Origin of the sequence: Amphibacillus jilinensis Y1, from assembly GCF_000306965.1 — a bacterium.
GTDB classification, from domain to species: domain Bacteria; phylum Bacillota; class Bacilli; order Bacillales; family Amphibacillaceae; genus Amphibacillus_C; species Amphibacillus_C jilinensis.
Window position 1 is genome coordinate 70673 of the sequence record NZ_JH976435.1, and the last position, 16145, is coordinate 86817.

The window sequence follows — 16145 nt, forward strand, 5'->3', positions numbered from 1 at the left end:
CATTATTCCTTTGCTCTTTTCATCGTATTCACTTTATTAAATTGTTAAATATCCATCACGCCACCTGTATTGGCAGATGTAACTAATTTGGCATATTTCGCTAAATAACCATTCGTTATTTTAGGACTTGGTTTCTGCCAATTGGCTTTTCGATTGGCAAGTACTTCGTCGGCTACATCTAATTCAATGGTGCGCTTTGGTAGATCAATGATTATTTTATCACCAGTCTTAACCAATGCTATCGGTCCGCCGCTAGCTGCTTCAGGTGAGATATGTCCAATTGAAATCCCTCTTGATGCACCTGAAAAGCGTCCATCTGTAATGAGTGCGACATCTTTATCTAAGCCTCTACCAGCGATTGCTGCTGTTGGTGCAAGCATCTCAGGCATTCCCGGACCCCCTTTAGGTCCTTCATAGCGGATTACGACGACATCGCCAGCCTTGACCGTGCCATCATTGATGCCTTTTTGCGCTTCGTCTTGAGACTCGAAAACAATAGCTGTTCCAACAAATTTTTTAATAGAAGGATCAACAGCTCCAACTTTTATTACCGCTCCATTCGGTGCAATATTACCATGTAAAATGGATAAGCCACCAACAGGACTATACGGTGTTTCAATTGGGTGAATAACATCTTCATTTAATATTTTATAATCTTTTACATTTTCATATAGCGTCTTACCTGTGATAGTGATTCTATCTTTATGAATGGCTCCATCTAATCTGGCTAATTCACGAATAATTGCACTGACGCCACCTGCGAGGTGGAGATCATGCATCGTGTATTGGGAAGCCGGACTAATTTTTGATAGATAAGGGATGCGCTCTGCTACTTCGTTAATACGATTCAGATCGTATTCAATACCAGCTTCGTTAGCTATCGCTAATGTATGCAACACCGTATTAGTTGAACCACCCATCGCCATGTCTAATGCAAAGGCATCATCAATCGTATCTTTTGTAATGATATCCCTTGGTTTAATATCTTTTTTAATTAAGTCAATTAAATGCTGTGCCGCTTGATAAATAAGTTCATGTCGCTGATCTGAGGTTGCGACAATCGTGCCATTCCCCGGTACTGTCATACCTAACATTTCCATAAGTGAGTTCATTGAGTTTGCGGTAAACATGCCTGAACACGATCCGCAAGTCGGGCAAGCTAATGTTTCTAACTCTTTTAATTCAGCTTCGGTCATAGTACCTGAATGAACAGCGCCAACCCCTTCAAACATGGAAACAAGTGAGAGATGCTCACCATCTGGTGAGACACCACCTTCCATTGGTCCACCTGAAACAAAAACGGAAGGTACATTGGTTCGAACTGAAGCCATCAACATACCGGGAGTGATTTTGTCACAATTCGGTATATAAAAAACGCCATCAAACCAATGGGCATTAATGACGGTTTCCGCACTATCGGCGATAATCTCACGACTAGGAAGTGAGTAGCGCATTCCTATATGACCCATTGCAATGCCATCATCAACACCAATTGTGTTGAATTCAAAAGGGATACCACCGGCAGCCCGGATAGCCTCCTTGACGACTTCTGCAAATTTATTTAAATGTTTATGACCAGGTATAATATCAATATATGAATTACATACACCAATGAATGGTTTTTGTAAATCCTTTGTTTTTACCCCGGTTGCGTGTAATAAACTACGATGGGGAGCACGATCAATCCCTTTTTTTATCATGTCACTTCTCATTTTAATCGCCCCTAACTCTTACTATATACTATTACACGACTAACGAAATACGATAATTCTGAAAATTAATTCAGTGCTTTCTTGTCTAAATAGTAAAATAATTAATTGGTTGTCGACAATCATACAATCAATTGGCACAATGGTCAACAGGTTTGAGGAAATTTTCTGATTTTTATTATATTTTCAATAATTCTAAAAGAAACCGTTATCTTTTATCTAAATTGACTTTTTTATCTAATTGCGAGAAGCTATTTATATCTACTTGTATAATTAATAAAGGGGGAGCACTTTGAGGAAACTTGCAGTTATACCTTGTGGTAAGAAGAAGATTTGGGATGTTAATCCGTCTTTAGGTCCGACAAAAGTAGAAGAGGCCTATATTGGTAATTTACATAAATTAACTAGGGAGTATGCTGAATTATTTTGCGATGAATGGGTAATATTGTCAGCTAAGCACGGATACTGTTCCCCTTTTGAGATCATAAAACACAATTACGATATCACTTTTGGAATGAAAACAATAGAAGCTCAAATAAGTTATGAAGAATTAAAACAACAAATAAAGGAAAAACAATTAACCGATTATGATCAGATAGTGGTATTAACAGGAAAAAAGCATAAGAAGGTCGTTGAATCGACATTTGATGGTAAAATCCCTTTAGTTTTCCCTTTGTTAGGGACAATGGGGATTGGTGAAATGCAACAAAGGTTAAAAAAAGCAATACTAGCCAAGCAACCTATTGATCACGAATTGTGATAGGGTGTTGATTTAAGCAGAACAATGAATTAAAGAGATATGTTAAGTCTATCAATAAGTAACCGTCCCATTAAAGTCATTTAACACGTGTCTAAGTTTTGTTTATTGAGTAGAATTGCTTGTTTGAAGGCTTCAGGGTGATGGTTTGTTTGAAAAGTATGGATGCCACTTGTCGTATATAAATGGAACAGATAAGCAGACGACGATAAGGAGCGGTAATTGACATCGTATAGATCTGATAAAAGATAAACGACTGTGTTCGCTGTTATAAAAGTTTCTTCCAATACTAATTCGTGGTGGACTTCAGTAATGATAACTTTATTATTAATAATGTTTCGATCTGTTTTAAGATAGGGTAAAGTAGAAGTAAACATTTTTTTCATCCTTTCTATAATCATTATCCTATATTATAGTAAGCTGTTCAAATAATAATAAAGAAATAAAGGAGGCATTTTTAATGAAGGCTTATGTTCACCAAGGTTCAAATTTGCAATTTGCACATTTAACGAAACCTGTATTAGCAAATGGTGAAGTATTAATTAAAATGAAAAGTTTAGGATTAAATCGACGTGACTTGATGATTCCTACAAGAAGGGGGGAGAACACCGAACCGTTGGTAATTGGATCAGATGGCGCCGGTGTTGTTGAGGACGTAGCTGATCATGTCACAAGATTTAAGAAAGGTGATCAAGTGATTGTTAATCCCGGAATGGGTTGGATTACTAATGATGAAACGGCTCCAAACACGTTACAGATCGTCGGTTTCCCTGACCATGGTACGTTTGCAGAGTATTATGTTGTCGATGCAGAGTATATCGAACCCAAACCTGACCATCTTAATTGGGAGGAAGCAGGGGTTTTGGCTTTGGCAGCTTTAACAGCTTTTCGAGCATTATTTACCAAGGGGCAAGTGAAGCCGAATGAAACCGTATTTATCCCAGGTGCGGGTAGTGGGGTAGCGACTTATCTGATCCAATTTGCTAAGGTTATCGGTGCAAGGGTTATCGTTACTTCACGATCACAAGAGAAGCTGGATCAAGCGATTAAGTTAGGTGCAGATAAGGCGATTGGAAGTAACGAAGATTGGGACAGCTTGCTTGAAAATGAAACAATTGATCTTGTTATTGATAGCGTTGGGCGTGCAACTTTTGCAAGGTCATTAAAGGTATTAAGAAATGGTGGGAGACTCGTAACATTTGGAGCAACTACAGAAGATGAAGTTGCCTTTGATGTTAGAAGTTTTTTTTACGCACAACAACAAATATTAGGTTCAACTTTAGGCAGTAGAGAAGAATTGCGAGAAATGTTGTCTTTTGTGAGCGAACATCAGCTCCACCCAGTCATTGATAAAACGTTTGCTTTCTCGAATATTGAAGAAGCCTTTAGCTATCTAACTAAAGGAGATCAATTTGGAAAAATAGCTGTTAAAATAAGCGATTAATAGAAGAGAGAAGGTACCAGCAAAATATATTCGCTGGTATCTTTTTTCGTTTCATATCAATCATCATTGCTTTCTCGCTTAAGAAAAGAATAGAGCAAGTAATGGTAATGTTCTTCTTCACCTACAACCTGCAGTTCTTGTCATTACCTCAATCACTCTACTTCTTTTGCACCTTCACTCTTAACACATCATAACTATGTTGAACATAGTTATAAAAGGAATTAACCTTTTGGCTTAAATAGTAAAGCACCAATCATTGCAAAAATAATAGCTGAAGAAATACCTGAACTTGTAACTTCAAACATACCTGTTGCTACGCCAATAAAACCACTTTTTTCTGCTTCTTGCAATGCACCGTGCACAAGTGAATTACCAAAACTTGTGATAGGCACAGTTGCTCCTGCGCCAGCAAAGTCAATCAGTGGTTCATATAGACCAAATCCATCCAAAACCGCTCCAGCAACAACAAGTAAACTTAACGTAAATCCTGGTGTTTTATTAAATAAATCCATAATTAATTGCCCTATTAGACAAATGGTTCCTCCAACTAAAAAGGCCCACAAAAATACCATTTAAATTGCCTCACTTTCAATTGTTACAGCGTGTGCTATAACTGGAATAGACTGCTTCTGTAAGGTTGATAAAGGTGATAATAGTGCACCTGTAGCGATGACGAGAATGCGATTAAGTTCTTGCTTATTTAATGCATCAAGTAATTGGCTGTATAAATAGAGGGAAGAACATCCTGCCCCACTACCACCTGCAAAAACATTTTGATCTGCCTTATATATTGATAATCCGCAATCAATCCATTTTTTCTTAGGAATATCCACTTGATGTGATTTTAACAAATCAATGGTAGTGGATTGGCCAATTTCCCCTAAATCGCCGGTTACAATTAGATCATAGTCATCTACTGAAGCTTGGTGCTCTTCTAAGTGGGTTAGTATCGTATCCGCCGCTGCAGGTGCCATAGCCCCACCCATGTTGAAGGGGTCCGTCTGATTTAAGTCGATAACACGTCCAATCGTTGCTTTTGTTACCCGAGGGCCCTTTCCCGTTTGACTAACAAGGCCGAATCCCGCACCTGTCACCGTCCATTGCGCTGTAGGGGGCTTTTGTGAGCCATATTCAGTTGGGTAACGAAACTGTTTTTCAACGGCCGCATAATGGCTGGCTGCACCAGTGAGGATATGTTGCGCATTTCCGCTATCAACAATAAGTGCGGAAAGCGCTAAAGCGCCAATTGAAGTCGCACAAGCATTGGTTACTCCAATAAAAGGGATATGATGGTGACGAGCGGCAAAGTTTGTTGGCGTCATTTGATTAATTAAATCACCGCTAATAAAAAGGTCAATCTCCTGATAGCGAATTGAAGCTTTTTGAACAGTTAATTGACAGGCATCTTCGATGAGTTGTTGATGTGCTTGTTCGAAGCTTGGCTGTCCCATGTAAAGATCTTTGTGAATAAGGTCAATTTTATTGGCAATTGCGCCCTTGCCTTCAAATGGACCAGTCACTGTTGCAGATGAGCTAATAACGGGTTTTTGCTGAAAGCTCCAGCTTTGCTTGCCTATCTTCATCAGATCACTCCTAATTGAATAAGTGACGTTTTAATCAATGCAATGATAAATGCAGAAAAAACTCCAAACAAAATAACGGATCCAGCTAATTTAAACATATTAGCACCTACACCTTGTACAAAACCCTCGCTACGGTGTTCCATTGCAGCTGATATGACTGCATTTCCAAATCCTGTTACCGGAACAGCAGTACCTGCACCGGCAAATTGTGCCCATTTGTCATATATACCGAATCCCGTTAGCAACATGGTAATAAAGATTAGTGTTGCAACGGTAGGGTCTCCTACTGTTTGTTCAGTAAAGTCAAAATAGAACATATAAAAGAAGCTAATGCCTTGTCCAACTACACAAATCAACCCTCCAATAATGAAGGCACGAACACAATTAAGTAAAATTGGACGTTTTTTTTCGTGTTTAGTTGCGAGCTGTGAATATTGTTGTTTATCAGTATTTAACATTTAAATTCTCCTTGTGTTAAATAAGTGGAATAAAACGGTTAATTACATTCTATTCAACGTTTATTTACGGTGTTTTTAATAACTTTTTTAAATTTTTAAAGGCTTTATCATACTCTTGTTTTGATAAATTTTGATCTGCTAAATCATATTTTAAACGATCAATTTCCACAAATACCTTTAGATCTGAGGATACTTTTGGCTTCATGTTTTGGTCAGACTCTTTAATAAAGCTTTCAACTTCTTCGGCAATGGTTTGCTCATTAAATTGGGCGACTTGATCAACTTTAATCGCCATTAATAATTCTTCATCATTCATGACACTTGTCACTTCGATAATATCCTCAAATCGGTCAATAATTAATTGATTGAGAGGTTGTTGCTGGTAGCCAGCATAATTTGTTTGTTTAACACCAAATGGTTCAGGGGATCGTTGATCTAAAGCTTGACCGTTAGTACAGGCTGTTACAAAAATAAGGAGCAATGCTCCAATACAGATGGGGAGAAACTTTTTAAAAGATAACATCGTTAACTATCACCTCTTTTTTTAGATAGCTTTTGAAGAAAAAATGTTTTTATTCAAGAAAAGATCAATTTGAAGTTAGTTTGTGGTTATTTTAAATGTATGACATTACAAATGGGTAAGTTAGAAATATTTCCTAAATATTTATTACAGATAACTGTCCGTAACTCAAAATGAGAGCAGAGGAAATCGTTTTAGGTGGATGATAATCGATGCGCATGTCCTGAAATGTACAAATTAGTAGGGGAGAGGTGGAAAACGTATTCAGACTATTTTTAATGATAAATAGGGCGGATAAAAAATTCAATGCGAAAAAAAGCAATAAAAAACCCCTAGCTCGTTAATAAAACGTTTCTAGGAGATATGTTAACTTACTTAATCACAGATAACCGTTCGTAAAACCTCCTCAAAAGTAGAGGAAACCGATGTAGCTGTGTGATAACGGACGCTAATGTACTGATTCACTCGGGCCAACAGGATGTTGGTCACACAAGCGTTTTCGCAGGACGCGAAGACGTTAGCTTGTGTTCCTCAGTGATGAATAAGACCGCCACGTCCTGTAGCCCTCTGACCACTGATTGCATGTTTGTATCAATCTATTATTAGTCTTCTAAAGAAATAATAACATCCCTTGTTGTTTTTTCATTGGCGTTAAACCAATTTGTTAGCTGTTCAATTGTAGGTTCACTAACGTCTGGAATTTGGACTTTGAATGCTGAGTCATCAACCCATTCCACAGTTAAAATAGGTGAACGAAATGCATTAAAGATAAAGGCTTCGGAATCATCTACATCAAATGTATATTCATTCCAATTATCTAAATCGAATAGCATAACTTTGTTTGAATTCCAAGCCTGTTCAGTAGCTTGTCGTTCAAACTTAATCAGTAACTTAGAGTGATCTGCTGATGGATCAATTCGTGTTATCTCGGCCTGGTCAGCTAATAATTTTGACTGTTCAGTTTCTGTATCAAGAAGCAAATAAGAACAGCTGTTATTTTCACAAGCAAAACTCAATAAAAATAAAGAGTCAAATTCATCTTCATCAATTTGTGTTAATTGCATATTTTCAATGGCTTGATTCCGATTGGTATGTTGAGCTAAATAATTTGATAAGATAGGAATCTGATCAATATGCAAGGAAATTTGGCGATCGGTTAGCGTGAATTCTATAAACTGTTGTCTCTCACTATCTGGATCTTCTGGATCCTTTCCCTGCTCCTCTTCAACAAATGCTACACCTTCATTAGGTGAGGAATCAATTTCTTCTTGTACAATAACTGGAGGATTATCGGAACAGGCAAGTAATAATACACTCATTATAAATAAAACAAGTAATAGGTAGCTTCTCACTTTTACCACTCTTTTCTTTATTCATATTATTATTCAGGGTGATAATCTAGGATTTTCACTTGATCGTTTTCATAGCCAATTGTGAATAAATAACTAGCCTTTTCCATCTCTTCATTATCAGTACTATGATTATATTCAATTTCTGCGTGTAGCTGTGCTTTATCTTCTACAATCTGTTTATCTTGATAATTGATTAACGTGATATCTCTAAGTTGCAAATATTCCGATCTGAAGCTTGGATAGTCTGTTTGGTTTTGAAGCCCACTACCTAATAGCGTATAAGCGTTAATATAGTCATGTATCGCTAAGCTCTCAATAAAATATTGGACAAGATAGGTTGCATCTTCTAGAAATATCTCTTGGTCTCGTTTAGGGCCTGAGATAGCACTAGGGAAAGTAAGTTCTTTGTTTGAAATCGAAGAAGACCACTCTGTTACATCGTCTATAATAGCAGATATGGGAATACTAAATCCAATATCACTATCTTCGATGCCAGCAGAATTAATGCCAACTACTTTTCCCGTTCGACGATCTATTAACGGGCCCCCGCTATTGCCATGCGTAATGTTAGCGGAAATTTGATAGACATCGGTATAATGATAATCGTCAATATCAAAAGATCGATCTATACCAGAGATAATTCCGATATTTACTGAATTTTGAAAGCCAAGTGGACTACCTACAGCAATAATTTCAGCACCTGGAAGTAATTTTTCACTAGTTTCTAATGGGATCGGTTTTTGATTAATAAGTTGAGGGACACGTATAACAGCAATATCTTGATCTTCTCCTAGACCGACAATTGCTGCTGGATAGGTTTCAGTATTTGACATAGTGACATTAATCGTTTTAGCACCATCAATAACATGTGCATTTGTGATAATATCTCCACGCGTATTATAGAGAAAGCCAGACCCGACTCGGCTTGAATCTTTTGTATCAACATTAATTTGAACAATACTTTTTTGTGATTCATGAATAATGTGCTGTAAGTCGTTGGTGGCAGCAGAACGATCATCATAATTAATAATGTTACTTTCTATCGTGATATCGTTTTGTTGAAGATAGTTATAAAAAGAGTAATTTGCAAATAGACCTGCAACAGCTAATATACTACTAATTATCATTGTTTTGATTTTTTGTCTTTTCTCCATTTAGAGTCCCTCACTAATGTATTATTCAAGTAACCAAGTTATCGATTCTACCTGGACATGAACGGCGTCATTGATCCAACTTTCATCAAAATAAGTGTGGTCAAATTGTCCTTTTTCTTCAGGATATAAAGTGTCTGGGTAAACATAAACATCATTTGTCTCAATGACTTTGTCATTTTTATCACGTAATACATAATGGACTTGAATGGTATGAATAGGAACGGTAGCTAGACTGCTAATTTCTCCTGATACAACAAGGTGCCCTTGATTATTCTCATTGAGATCAACATCGATTATTTCAACAGCATCATTTTCATTAATATCTGATTCTTCTTCGTATTGTGAAATAGCTTGTTCCATACGGACTTCGAGTTCAGTTGTAAAGATGTTCTGTTCTTTATTAATCGTTTCTAATAAACTTAGAAGTTTATCGTCGTTCGGTAAATAGTATAATCCATTTTCCACTATATCTTTAGCTTCAGTAAATTGATTGTTTTGTAAATAAGTGTTTGCTTGATTAGATGTATGTGCACTTATTTGTTCTCTTATTACACTGACTAATTCGAAGGCATCGGGATCTTGGATACCTTCAGCTTCCCAAAGAATGGCGGGTAAATCAAGAATCGAAGGGTCATTGTTTAGCTTGTTTTCCACAATCATGATCTGAAGTTCTGTTTGTTTTTGATGCAAAAGATCATGAAATTGATTAGCGACTTCACCTGAATAGTTATCTAATTCAGTTATAGCCTGATATAGGATTTGCAATTGCTGATCATCATCATCGGTTTGCGATAAATCTGCCAAGACATTAACAGAGAGAGCAGCAAATTGATGTAACACCTGTGCTTCAGGGAAATTGGGGTAATGTTTTAAAGCCCGCTCGATGTGATCATGAGCCTTATCATAGTCTGAGACCAGTATGGCATCTTCAGCTTGTCGATAATATGATTTCGCTTTACTTTGCTGATAATAGTTGAAAAAATAACAAGCGATTAAGGCGAAAACGGTTAATAAGATGACCATTGCTGGTATAATGAGAACTTTTGCTGATCGTCTCTTCACTAAAATTCTATCCTCAATATGATCAGGTAACTTGTCACCACAATTTATACAAAATACTTCATCTTCATATACTTTAGCACCACAATAAGGGCAATACGCCATCTCTAACACCTACTTTTAATAGATAACTTGCCAATCAGAAAAAGGATAGATAATGAATTCAGCTCTTCCAACAATATCAGCCTCGTCTATGAAGCCAAGCTCGTTGCGGCTGTCGCGACTCGTACGTCGATTATCTCCGATCACATAATAAGTGTGATCAGGAATTTCTGTCGCAGGAACATCATGAGTACGAAAACTGTCTGCATCAGTTATAAAGGTTTGAGCATAAGGAATACCATCTATATACAATTGTTGGTCTATAATCTCAATCGTTTCATTAGGTAAACCAATAACTCGTTTGACTAATGTTTTATTCTCAAGTTCAATGACAATGACATCACCTCGGCTAGGCTGATTAAAAGTATAACTTAGACGATTTGTAATAATCCATTGCTCATCTTCAATAGTAGGAGACATACTGTCACCAATTACTTGAGAAGTTGTAAAAATAAGTTTATTTATAATGAAAATAAGGAAAAAAGTCATTAGTAATACTTTCCCTAATTTGATAAAATGTTTAGATGATTCTCTATGCATGTATTAAAAATCCTTCCTTATACAACATAAAATTAATAAGTTAATAACATTATTCTATCACATTTTAAAAGTATTTAGGAATTAATCAGCTAAGCTTTGAAGTGTCTATATTATATGCATTATGTTAAACTAAAATTGAGGAAAGAAATGGAGGTAACTCGATTGGACCCATCAAATTTATTGACGCGTATCGAACATTTAAGAAACAGTATGATCGAGATTGCTATCGAAAAGGGCTTTTCAAGTAGAGAATCCATTGCAATTAGTAGAGAGCTAGATAAATTGTTAAATGAATATGAGCAAATAAAAGGTGTTAAAAAATAAAATCTGGATGATACATCTTACTATATTTAGGCTGTCGCGTATGTAATATTTGCGACAGCCTATTCTTTTCAATACATAAAACTAATTATTTGTCTTAATATATTTTTCTAGACGATCTAATCCTTCAGTCAGTGTTTCCATATCGTATGCGTATGATAATCTAAGGTAACCTTCACCAGCTGTGCCGAAAGCATCGCCAGGCACTAAAGCAAGCCCAACCTTATCGACAATGTCCATTGCAAGTTCAAACGTACTTTTATTTCGCTGTAGGCAGAACATAAAATAAAAGGCCCCATCAGGTTTAACAACTTCTAAGCCCATCGATAATAACCGATCATATACATAATCTCTGCGCTTTTGATAATGGTGCTTCATTAAATCTGGCTCGTTCTTGGCTAGGGTGACAGCAGCTAATGCAGCATGTTGACTTATTGAACTCGCACAAGAAACGTTATATTGTAGCACTTTGGTGAAATCTGTGACTAAATCATTTGGTGCAATTAAAAAACCGATACGCCAACCCGTCATCGCATGTGATTTGGATAAACCATTGATAGTAATAACACGATCTTTAATTTGTGTCTGTCGTGCAAGCGAATAATGACTGCCTTCATAAGTTAGTGTGCTATAAATCTCATCTGTAATAATGTAAAGATTGTACTTGTCGATCACATCAGCGATTTCAATTAGCTCTTGTTTAGAGAGCGTTACGCCTGTGGGGTTCGATGGGTAAGGTAATATCACACATTTGGTATGCTCGGTTATGCTATTTTCAATTAGTGAAGCGGTTAGTTTGAAACCCGTTGCGCGAGTATCAATATGGACTGGCTTTGCACCTGCTAATTCGATTAAGGGCTGGTAGCCTGGGTAGACCGGATTAGGGAGGATCACTTCATCTCCGTTATTTAATAGTGCACGACACGCGATGTCGATAGCCTGTGAGGCGCCTACCGTTATCAATACTTGAGTCATATCGAGTGATAGTTGGTTCTTCTCGTTTAGATAGTTCGCTACAGCTTCTCTTAATGCGGGTAAGCCAGCATTTGCTGTGTATGTCGTCTGATCATTATCTATAGCCTTTTTAGCAGCTGCTTTAATGACCTCAGGTGTAGAAAAATCCGGTTGGCCAATCGTTAGAGAGAGAATGTCTTCACGTTCATTAACGAGATTAAAAAATTTTCTTATTCCTGATATTTCTATATTTCTAATCATGTGATTGATTGATTTTTTCATAATTACCTCCTATAAGTTAACATACGGGTATGGTTGTTGTAATCGTTGGCTATGCTGAAAGTAAGGAGGTCTTTAGTTATGTCCAACCCTATTTATCAACAATTACGCATTTTAGGTGTATCACAAGATGTTATAGTGATTAGCCTTTTATTAATTATATTTTTTATCTTATTTGTGCTGCTTAAACCGTTAGTTCATATATTAACGAAAAGACAGTACAACCATATCCTTACCTTAATCCTTGCTGTATTATTGTTTTATTTAGTCTTAACAAAACTAACAAATGGGTTTTCGGTAACTGAAATGCTCACGATTAAAACCCAATTATACTTGCTAAGTAGTATTATAGCTATTGTTTCTGTATGTCTATTCATTAAAAAGCTAACGACTAAATAGAAATAACGATCTGTTCCACGTCAAAAATAGACATAGCGTCATCTATGTCTTTTGCGATCATAATAAGAATAATTCCACTTACCTAATGACGATGGAGTATAGTATGAGGGTTTTTGTTTATCAAGTTTGTTCTCTTGATAAGGAATGTCTAAATAACGACATAGAATACGCTTTGCTTGAGTGAGAGACATCTTGGTTTTGGGATTTCTAAAGTTAGTATCTAAATCACCGAGATGTTTCACCTCTTTAAAATCTTGTTTATTTGGGGGGATATGAAAATAGTAGTCACCAACTTGGACAAGGACAGTAGAATGTTGTCTGCTAAATTTAGGGCGTTCAGAGTAGTGCAGTCCGATTTTCTCTGCTTGATGCTCTTTTAAAAGTTTTTCGATGGCTAATTTTTTCATGGTGTAAAGTTCTTTTGGATTTAGAGCAGTTTTTGCATGGCGGTTAATTATGAAAATGGCTTTAGCAATATCACTGATCTCTTGTCTCACGAAATGCTTACCTCCTCAGAGAACACAGCTTAGGCGTCATTGTTTATCCCTATTTTAGCATGAATACTAACTGAAAACTATCCCAAGCTTAGAATTTATTTAACAATTGACTAATATGGCGAGTTTTACGTCCACAAATTGATCGATATTTTACTTCAAAACATAATTTCTAACTTATCTCACACTTGAAATTTCAATGCAGAATTAGGAAGCGGTATTGTTAATTTTTTTATTTTAATGATAAGAGAAGCTACTAGCGTTGCAAAAGAGATAACCATCAGCAGGGGCGAATGAACGTGCTTTTTTAAAAGTGAAATAATTTCGCTTCTTTCTGAACTATGGTAAAATGTAATAGGAAGCTTAAACGTGAAAATCTATCTTCAACTGCTCGTCAAGGGGAGTGGCTTATGGAGCATATTAAGGAATTACCATTATTACAGTTAACAGCGGAGACATTAATGGTTTCCTCTGAGAAGGTTGCACATGTTCAGCTGAATAATCCTTTAGAACATGCCCTTTTAATCTTAGTTAAGTCAGGCTATTCAGCAGTACCCGTTCTTGATACAAGTTACAAATTCAAAGGAGTAATAGGCAAGAATATTATTTTAAATGAAATTTTAGGGCTTGAACGTTTTGAAATGGAACGATTATCTGACATAACGGTTGAACACGTCATGGAGGCAAGTACGCCTTGTTTAAATCGGTCAGATCACTTTCTAACATGTCTAAAGAAAGTTATTGATCATCCTTTTGTTTGTGTGGTTGATCAAGACGGTTATTTTGATGGAATCGTAACAAGAAGAGCAGTGTTAAAGCAGTTGAATAAATACATTCACGTGAATAAAGCGCTATTTAATGAGAAAAATGATTAAGGAATAAGATATAAAAAACTTGTCAAGCTTACTTATCATTTGGTAAAGTAAAGCATATTACAGATCTAAGGGGGACTTTTAAAAATGAAAATGATGGATGCAAATGAAATTATTTCTTTCATTTCAAATAGTGAAAAATCTACACCTGTAAAAGTTTATTTAAAAGGTGATAACATCGGAGATATTGATTTCGGTCATGATATACAAGCCTTTGTTCAAGGTAACACCGGTGTTATCTTTGGTGAATGGAAGGCAGTTAATGATTTATTCGTTACATATAGTGAGCAGATTGAAGATTACGTTATTGAAAATGATCGTCGTCATTCAGCTATACCGCTATTAGACTTAAAAGAAATAAACGCTCGTATTGAACCAGGCGCGGTGATTCGTGACCAAGTTCAAATTGGTGACAACGCGGTGATCATGATGGGGGCTATGATTAATATTGGCTCTGTTATTGGTGAAGGCACGATGATAGATATGAACGCCACTTTAGGCGGACGTGCAACGGTAGGGAAAAATTGTCATGTAGGTGCAGGTGCAGTATTGGCTGGAGTTATTGAACCGCCTTCTGCTAAACCGGTTGTTGTCGAAGATGATGTGGTTATTGGGGCCAACGCTGTTGTTTTAGAAGGCGTAACCATTGGTAAAGGTGCTGTGGTTGCTGCAGGCGCTATCGTTACAAAAGACGTGCCAGCCAACACAGTCGTAGCAGGGACGCCGGCTCGAGTCCTTAAAGAAATTGATGATCAGACGAAGACGAAGACTGAAATTATGCAAGCTTTGCGTAAATTAGATGACTAAAAAAACAGGAGACCTTTCTCCTGTTTTTTTACACGCTAGTATCCAAAAATTTAATGATAATCGATGAAACTGCTGTATTTGTTACGGCTAAGTCGTTTAGAATGCCTTATTTGTATGGAAGTGAGTTGAGATAATGAATGGTGATCAGTTAATTCACATTCGGCGTGACCTACACAAAATTCCTGAAATAGGATTTAAAGAACATAAAACACAAGCTTATTTATTAGAAGTAATAAAAACATTTGATCAAACATATTTAACTATAGAAAAATGGTTAACAGGTATTATAGTTCGTGTAAAAGGCTCTAATCCTTCGCAAACGGTTGGTTTTCGCTGTGATATTGATGGGCTTCCTATAACTGAAGAGACAAATTTACCTTATCAATCAAGCCATCCCGGTTATATGCATGCTTGTGGACACGATTTTCATATGACGATTGCACTCGGTGTGCTTGCACGAATGAGCGAAGAACCTATAACAGATGATGTAGTTTTCATTTTTCAACCAGCGGAAGAAGGACCAGGTGGCGCGCTTCCACTATTAGAATCTGAATTATTTCAGACCTATCGACCTGACTTCATTTTTGCTTTGCATGTTGCACCAGAATTACCAGTAGGTACGGTATCAACAAAAGAAGGGCTACTTTTTGCTAATACGAGTGAGCTTTTTATTGACTTTAACGGAAAAGGTGGCCACGCTGCTTATCCACACTTAACACATGATATGGTCGTGGCAGCCAGCACTTTTGTGACGCAATTACAACACATTGTAAGTCGCCAAGTCAATCCAATTGAAAGTGCGGTTGTAACGGTAGGTAAGATCACAGGGGGAACAGTGCAAAATGTTATTGCAGAACAGGCAAGAATAGAAGGAACGATCCGCACTGGGGCGCCAGAAGCAGTTGACAAGATTAAAAGCGCAATTGAATCATTTGCCGCAGGCTTTGAACACAGCCATTATTGTAAGGTGATGATTGATTATGGTTCGAATTACTATCAAGTGTATAATGATTCCGTGTATATTGAACAATTTAAAACGATCATTAAGCAAAGTGACTATAATTGGCACGATGCCCCTGAAGCAATGACTGGAGAAGATTTTGGCTATTTCTTAAAAGAAATTCCTGGCTTTATGTTTTGGTTAGGGATTGACTCACCGTTTGGTCTGCACCACAGTAAGTTGAATCCTAATGAAAATGCAATAGAAGTCGGCGTTAATATCGTCGAATCCACGATTCGACAACTCGCTATTGGAAAATTATGAGCAAAGCTTCTTATCAAAAACAACCAAACTTTAAAATACCCCGTATAAGACAAGCTCCCTATTCGCTAATTAGCGAA

The 16145-nt window shown here is 36.8% G+C and carries 19 protein-coding genes; 7 read left to right on the top strand and 12 right to left on the bottom strand.

Annotated features, from left to right (window positions below; genetic code table 11):
* Window positions 1–44 precede the first annotated feature (44 nt).
* Window positions 45–1712 (bottom strand): dihydroxy-acid dehydratase, encoded by a 1668-nt coding sequence (ilvD, locus tag B494_RS0107215; RefSeq protein ID WP_017471716.1) that lies wholly within the window; start codon window positions 1710–1712, stop codon window positions 45–47.
* 289 nt (window positions 1713–2001) lie between these two features.
* On the opposite strand from ilvD, the gene B494_RS0107220 reads away from it, so the two are divergent.
* A complete protein-coding gene (locus B494_RS0107220) occupies window positions 2002–2469 on the top strand; it encodes a DUF6884 domain-containing protein (RefSeq protein WP_017471717.1) in 468 nt (155 codons plus the stop codon).
* Window positions 2470–2549: 80 nt separating this feature from the next.
* Here the strand turns inward: B494_RS0107220 and B494_RS0107225 are convergent, their stop codons facing one another.
* Entirely contained in the window at window positions 2550–2843 is a 294-nt protein-coding gene (locus B494_RS0107225; protein WP_017471718.1) for a hypothetical protein, read from the bottom strand.
* 83 nt (window positions 2844–2926) lie between these two features.
* Here B494_RS0107225 and B494_RS0107230 point away from each other — a divergent pair, with 83 nt between their 5' ends.
* Window positions 2927–3910: a zinc-binding dehydrogenase gene (locus B494_RS0107230; protein ID WP_017471719.1), complete on the top strand. Its 984-nt coding sequence runs from the start codon at window positions 2927–2929 to the stop codon at window positions 3908–3910.
* Between the two features lie 221 nt (window positions 3911–4131).
* Here B494_RS0107230 and spoVAE read toward each other — a convergent pair whose 3' ends face one another.
* The 8 genes from spoVAE to lepB form a co-directional block, all read right to left on the bottom strand.
* Window positions 4132–4482 (bottom strand): stage V sporulation protein AE, encoded by a 351-nt coding sequence (gene spoVAE / locus B494_RS20795; protein ID WP_017471720.1) that lies wholly within the window; start codon window positions 4480–4482, stop codon window positions 4132–4134.
* Window positions 4483–5493 carry a stage V sporulation protein AD gene (gene spoVAD / locus B494_RS0107240; protein WP_017471721.1) on the bottom strand — a complete coding sequence of 337 codons (1011 nt, stop codon included), beginning with the start codon at window positions 5491–5493 and terminating at the stop codon, window positions 4483–4485.
* Entirely contained in the window at window positions 5493–5951 is a 459-nt protein-coding gene (gene spoVAC, locus B494_RS0107245) for a stage V sporulation protein AC (RefSeq protein ID WP_017471722.1), read from the bottom strand. The genes spoVAD and spoVAC overlap by 1 nt, the downstream gene beginning before the upstream one ends.
* A 64-nt stretch (window positions 5952–6015) precedes the next feature.
* On the bottom strand, window positions 6016–6474 hold the full coding sequence (locus B494_RS0107250; RefSeq protein ID WP_017471723.1) for a hypothetical protein: 459 nt from the start codon (window positions 6472–6474) through the stop codon (window positions 6016–6018).
* A gap of 599 nt (window positions 6475–7073) precedes the next feature.
* Window positions 7074–7823 (bottom strand): hypothetical protein, encoded by a 750-nt coding sequence (locus B494_RS0107255; protein ID WP_017471724.1) that lies wholly within the window; start codon window positions 7821–7823, stop codon window positions 7074–7076.
* A 29-nt stretch (window positions 7824–7852) separates the two neighbouring features.
* Window positions 7853–8977 (bottom strand): S1C family serine protease, encoded by a 1125-nt coding sequence (locus tag B494_RS0107260; protein WP_017471725.1) that lies wholly within the window; start codon window positions 8975–8977, stop codon window positions 7853–7855.
* A 21-nt stretch (window positions 8978–8998) separates the two neighbouring features.
* Entirely contained in the window at window positions 8999–10141 is a 1143-nt protein-coding gene (locus tag B494_RS0107265; protein WP_017471726.1) for a zinc-ribbon domain-containing protein, read from the bottom strand.
* A 15-nt stretch (window positions 10142–10156) separates the two neighbouring features.
* The gene (gene lepB, locus B494_RS0107270; protein WP_017471727.1) at window positions 10157–10678 is read right to left on the bottom strand and encodes a signal peptidase I; all 522 of its coding nucleotides are present in this window, start codon (window positions 10676–10678) and stop codon (window positions 10157–10159) included.
* 162 nt (window positions 10679–10840) lie between these two features.
* On the opposite strand from lepB, the gene B494_RS20500 reads away from it, so the two are divergent.
* Window positions 10841–11002 (top strand): aspartyl-phosphate phosphatase Spo0E family protein, encoded by a 162-nt coding sequence (locus B494_RS20500; RefSeq protein WP_017471728.1) that lies wholly within the window; start codon window positions 10841–10843, stop codon window positions 11000–11002.
* Between the two features lie 81 nt (window positions 11003–11083).
* Here the strand turns inward: B494_RS20500 and B494_RS0107280 are convergent, their stop codons facing one another.
* Entirely contained in the window at window positions 11084–12235 is a 1152-nt protein-coding gene (locus B494_RS0107280; protein WP_017471729.1) for an aminotransferase A, read from the bottom strand.
* 78 nt (window positions 12236–12313) lie between these two features.
* Here B494_RS0107280 and B494_RS0107285 point away from each other — a divergent pair, with 78 nt between their 5' ends.
* Window positions 12314–12631, top strand: a complete 318-nt coding sequence (locus tag B494_RS0107285) for a hypothetical protein (protein WP_017471730.1) — start codon at window positions 12314–12316, stop codon at window positions 12629–12631.
* Between the two features lie 38 nt (window positions 12632–12669).
* On the opposite strand, the gene B494_RS0107290 is transcribed toward B494_RS0107285, so the two are convergent.
* Window positions 12670–13128, bottom strand: a complete 459-nt coding sequence (locus B494_RS0107290) for a YkyB family protein (protein ID WP_017471731.1) — start codon at window positions 13126–13128, stop codon at window positions 12670–12672.
* Between the two features lie 407 nt (window positions 13129–13535).
* On the opposite strand from B494_RS0107290, the gene cbpB reads away from it, so the two are divergent.
* The 3 genes from cbpB (at window position 13536) to B494_RS0107305 (ending at window position 16068) form a co-directional block, all read left to right on the top strand.
* A complete protein-coding gene (gene cbpB, locus B494_RS0107295; protein ID WP_017471732.1) occupies window positions 13536–14000 on the top strand; it encodes a cyclic-di-AMP-binding protein CbpB in 465 nt (154 codons plus the stop codon).
* An 84-nt stretch (window positions 14001–14084) separates the two neighbouring features.
* Window positions 14085–14804 (top strand): 2,3,4,5-tetrahydropyridine-2,6-dicarboxylate N-acetyltransferase, encoded by a 720-nt coding sequence (dapD, locus tag B494_RS0107300; RefSeq protein WP_017471733.1) that lies wholly within the window; start codon window positions 14085–14087, stop codon window positions 14802–14804.
* A 133-nt stretch (window positions 14805–14937) separates the two neighbouring features.
* Window positions 14938–16068: an N-acetyldiaminopimelate deacetylase gene (locus tag B494_RS0107305; protein WP_017471734.1), complete on the top strand. Its 1131-nt coding sequence runs from the start codon at window positions 14938–14940 to the stop codon at window positions 16066–16068.
* Window positions 16069–16145 lie beyond the last annotated feature (77 nt).

Excerpts from the sequence above, each read along its gene's own strand:
- ilvD (WP_017471716.1), bottom strand. The coding sequence starts at position 1,712 with ATGAGAAGTGACATGATAAAAAAAGGGATTGATCGTGCTCCCCATCGT.
- B494_RS0107225 (WP_017471718.1), bottom strand. The coding sequence starts at position 2,843 with ATGTTTACTTCTACTTTACCCTATCTTAAAACAGATCGAAACATTATT.
- B494_RS0107230 (WP_017471719.1), top strand. The coding sequence starts at position 2,927 with ATGAAGGCTTATGTTCACCAAGGTTCAAATTTGCAATTTGCACATTTA.
- spoVAE (WP_017471720.1), bottom strand. The coding sequence starts at position 4,482 with ATGGTATTTTTGTGGGCCTTTTTAGTTGGAGGAACCATTTGTCTAATA.
- spoVAD (WP_017471721.1), bottom strand. The coding sequence starts at position 5,493 with ATGAAGATAGGCAAGCAAAGCTGGAGCTTTCAGCAAAAACCCGTTATT.
- spoVAC (WP_017471722.1), bottom strand. The coding sequence starts at position 5,951 with ATGTTAAATACTGATAAACAACAATATTCACAGCTCGCAACTAAACAC.
- B494_RS0107250 (WP_017471723.1), bottom strand. The coding sequence starts at position 6,474 with ATGTTATCTTTTAAAAAGTTTCTCCCCATCTGTATTGGAGCATTGCTC.
- B494_RS0107260 (WP_017471725.1), bottom strand. The coding sequence starts at position 8,977 with ATGGAGAAAAGACAAAAAATCAAAACAATGATAATTAGTAGTATATTA.
- B494_RS0107265 (WP_017471726.1), bottom strand. The coding sequence starts at position 10,141 with ATGGCGTATTGCCCTTATTGTGGTGCTAAAGTATATGAAGATGAAGTA.
- lepB (WP_017471727.1), bottom strand. The coding sequence starts at position 10,678 with ATGCATAGAGAATCATCTAAACATTTTATCAAATTAGGGAAAGTATTA.
- B494_RS0107280 (WP_017471729.1), bottom strand. The coding sequence starts at position 12,235 with ATGAAAAAATCAATCAATCACATGATTAGAAATATAGAAATATCAGGA.
- B494_RS0107285 (WP_017471730.1), top strand. The coding sequence starts at position 12,314 with ATGTCCAACCCTATTTATCAACAATTACGCATTTTAGGTGTATCACAA.
- cbpB (WP_017471732.1), top strand. The coding sequence starts at position 13,536 with ATGGAGCATATTAAGGAATTACCATTATTACAGTTAACAGCGGAGACA.
- dapD (WP_017471733.1), top strand. The coding sequence starts at position 14,085 with ATGAAAATGATGGATGCAAATGAAATTATTTCTTTCATTTCAAATAGT.
- B494_RS0107305 (WP_017471734.1), top strand. The coding sequence starts at position 14,938 with ATGAATGGTGATCAGTTAATTCACATTCGGCGTGACCTACACAAAATT.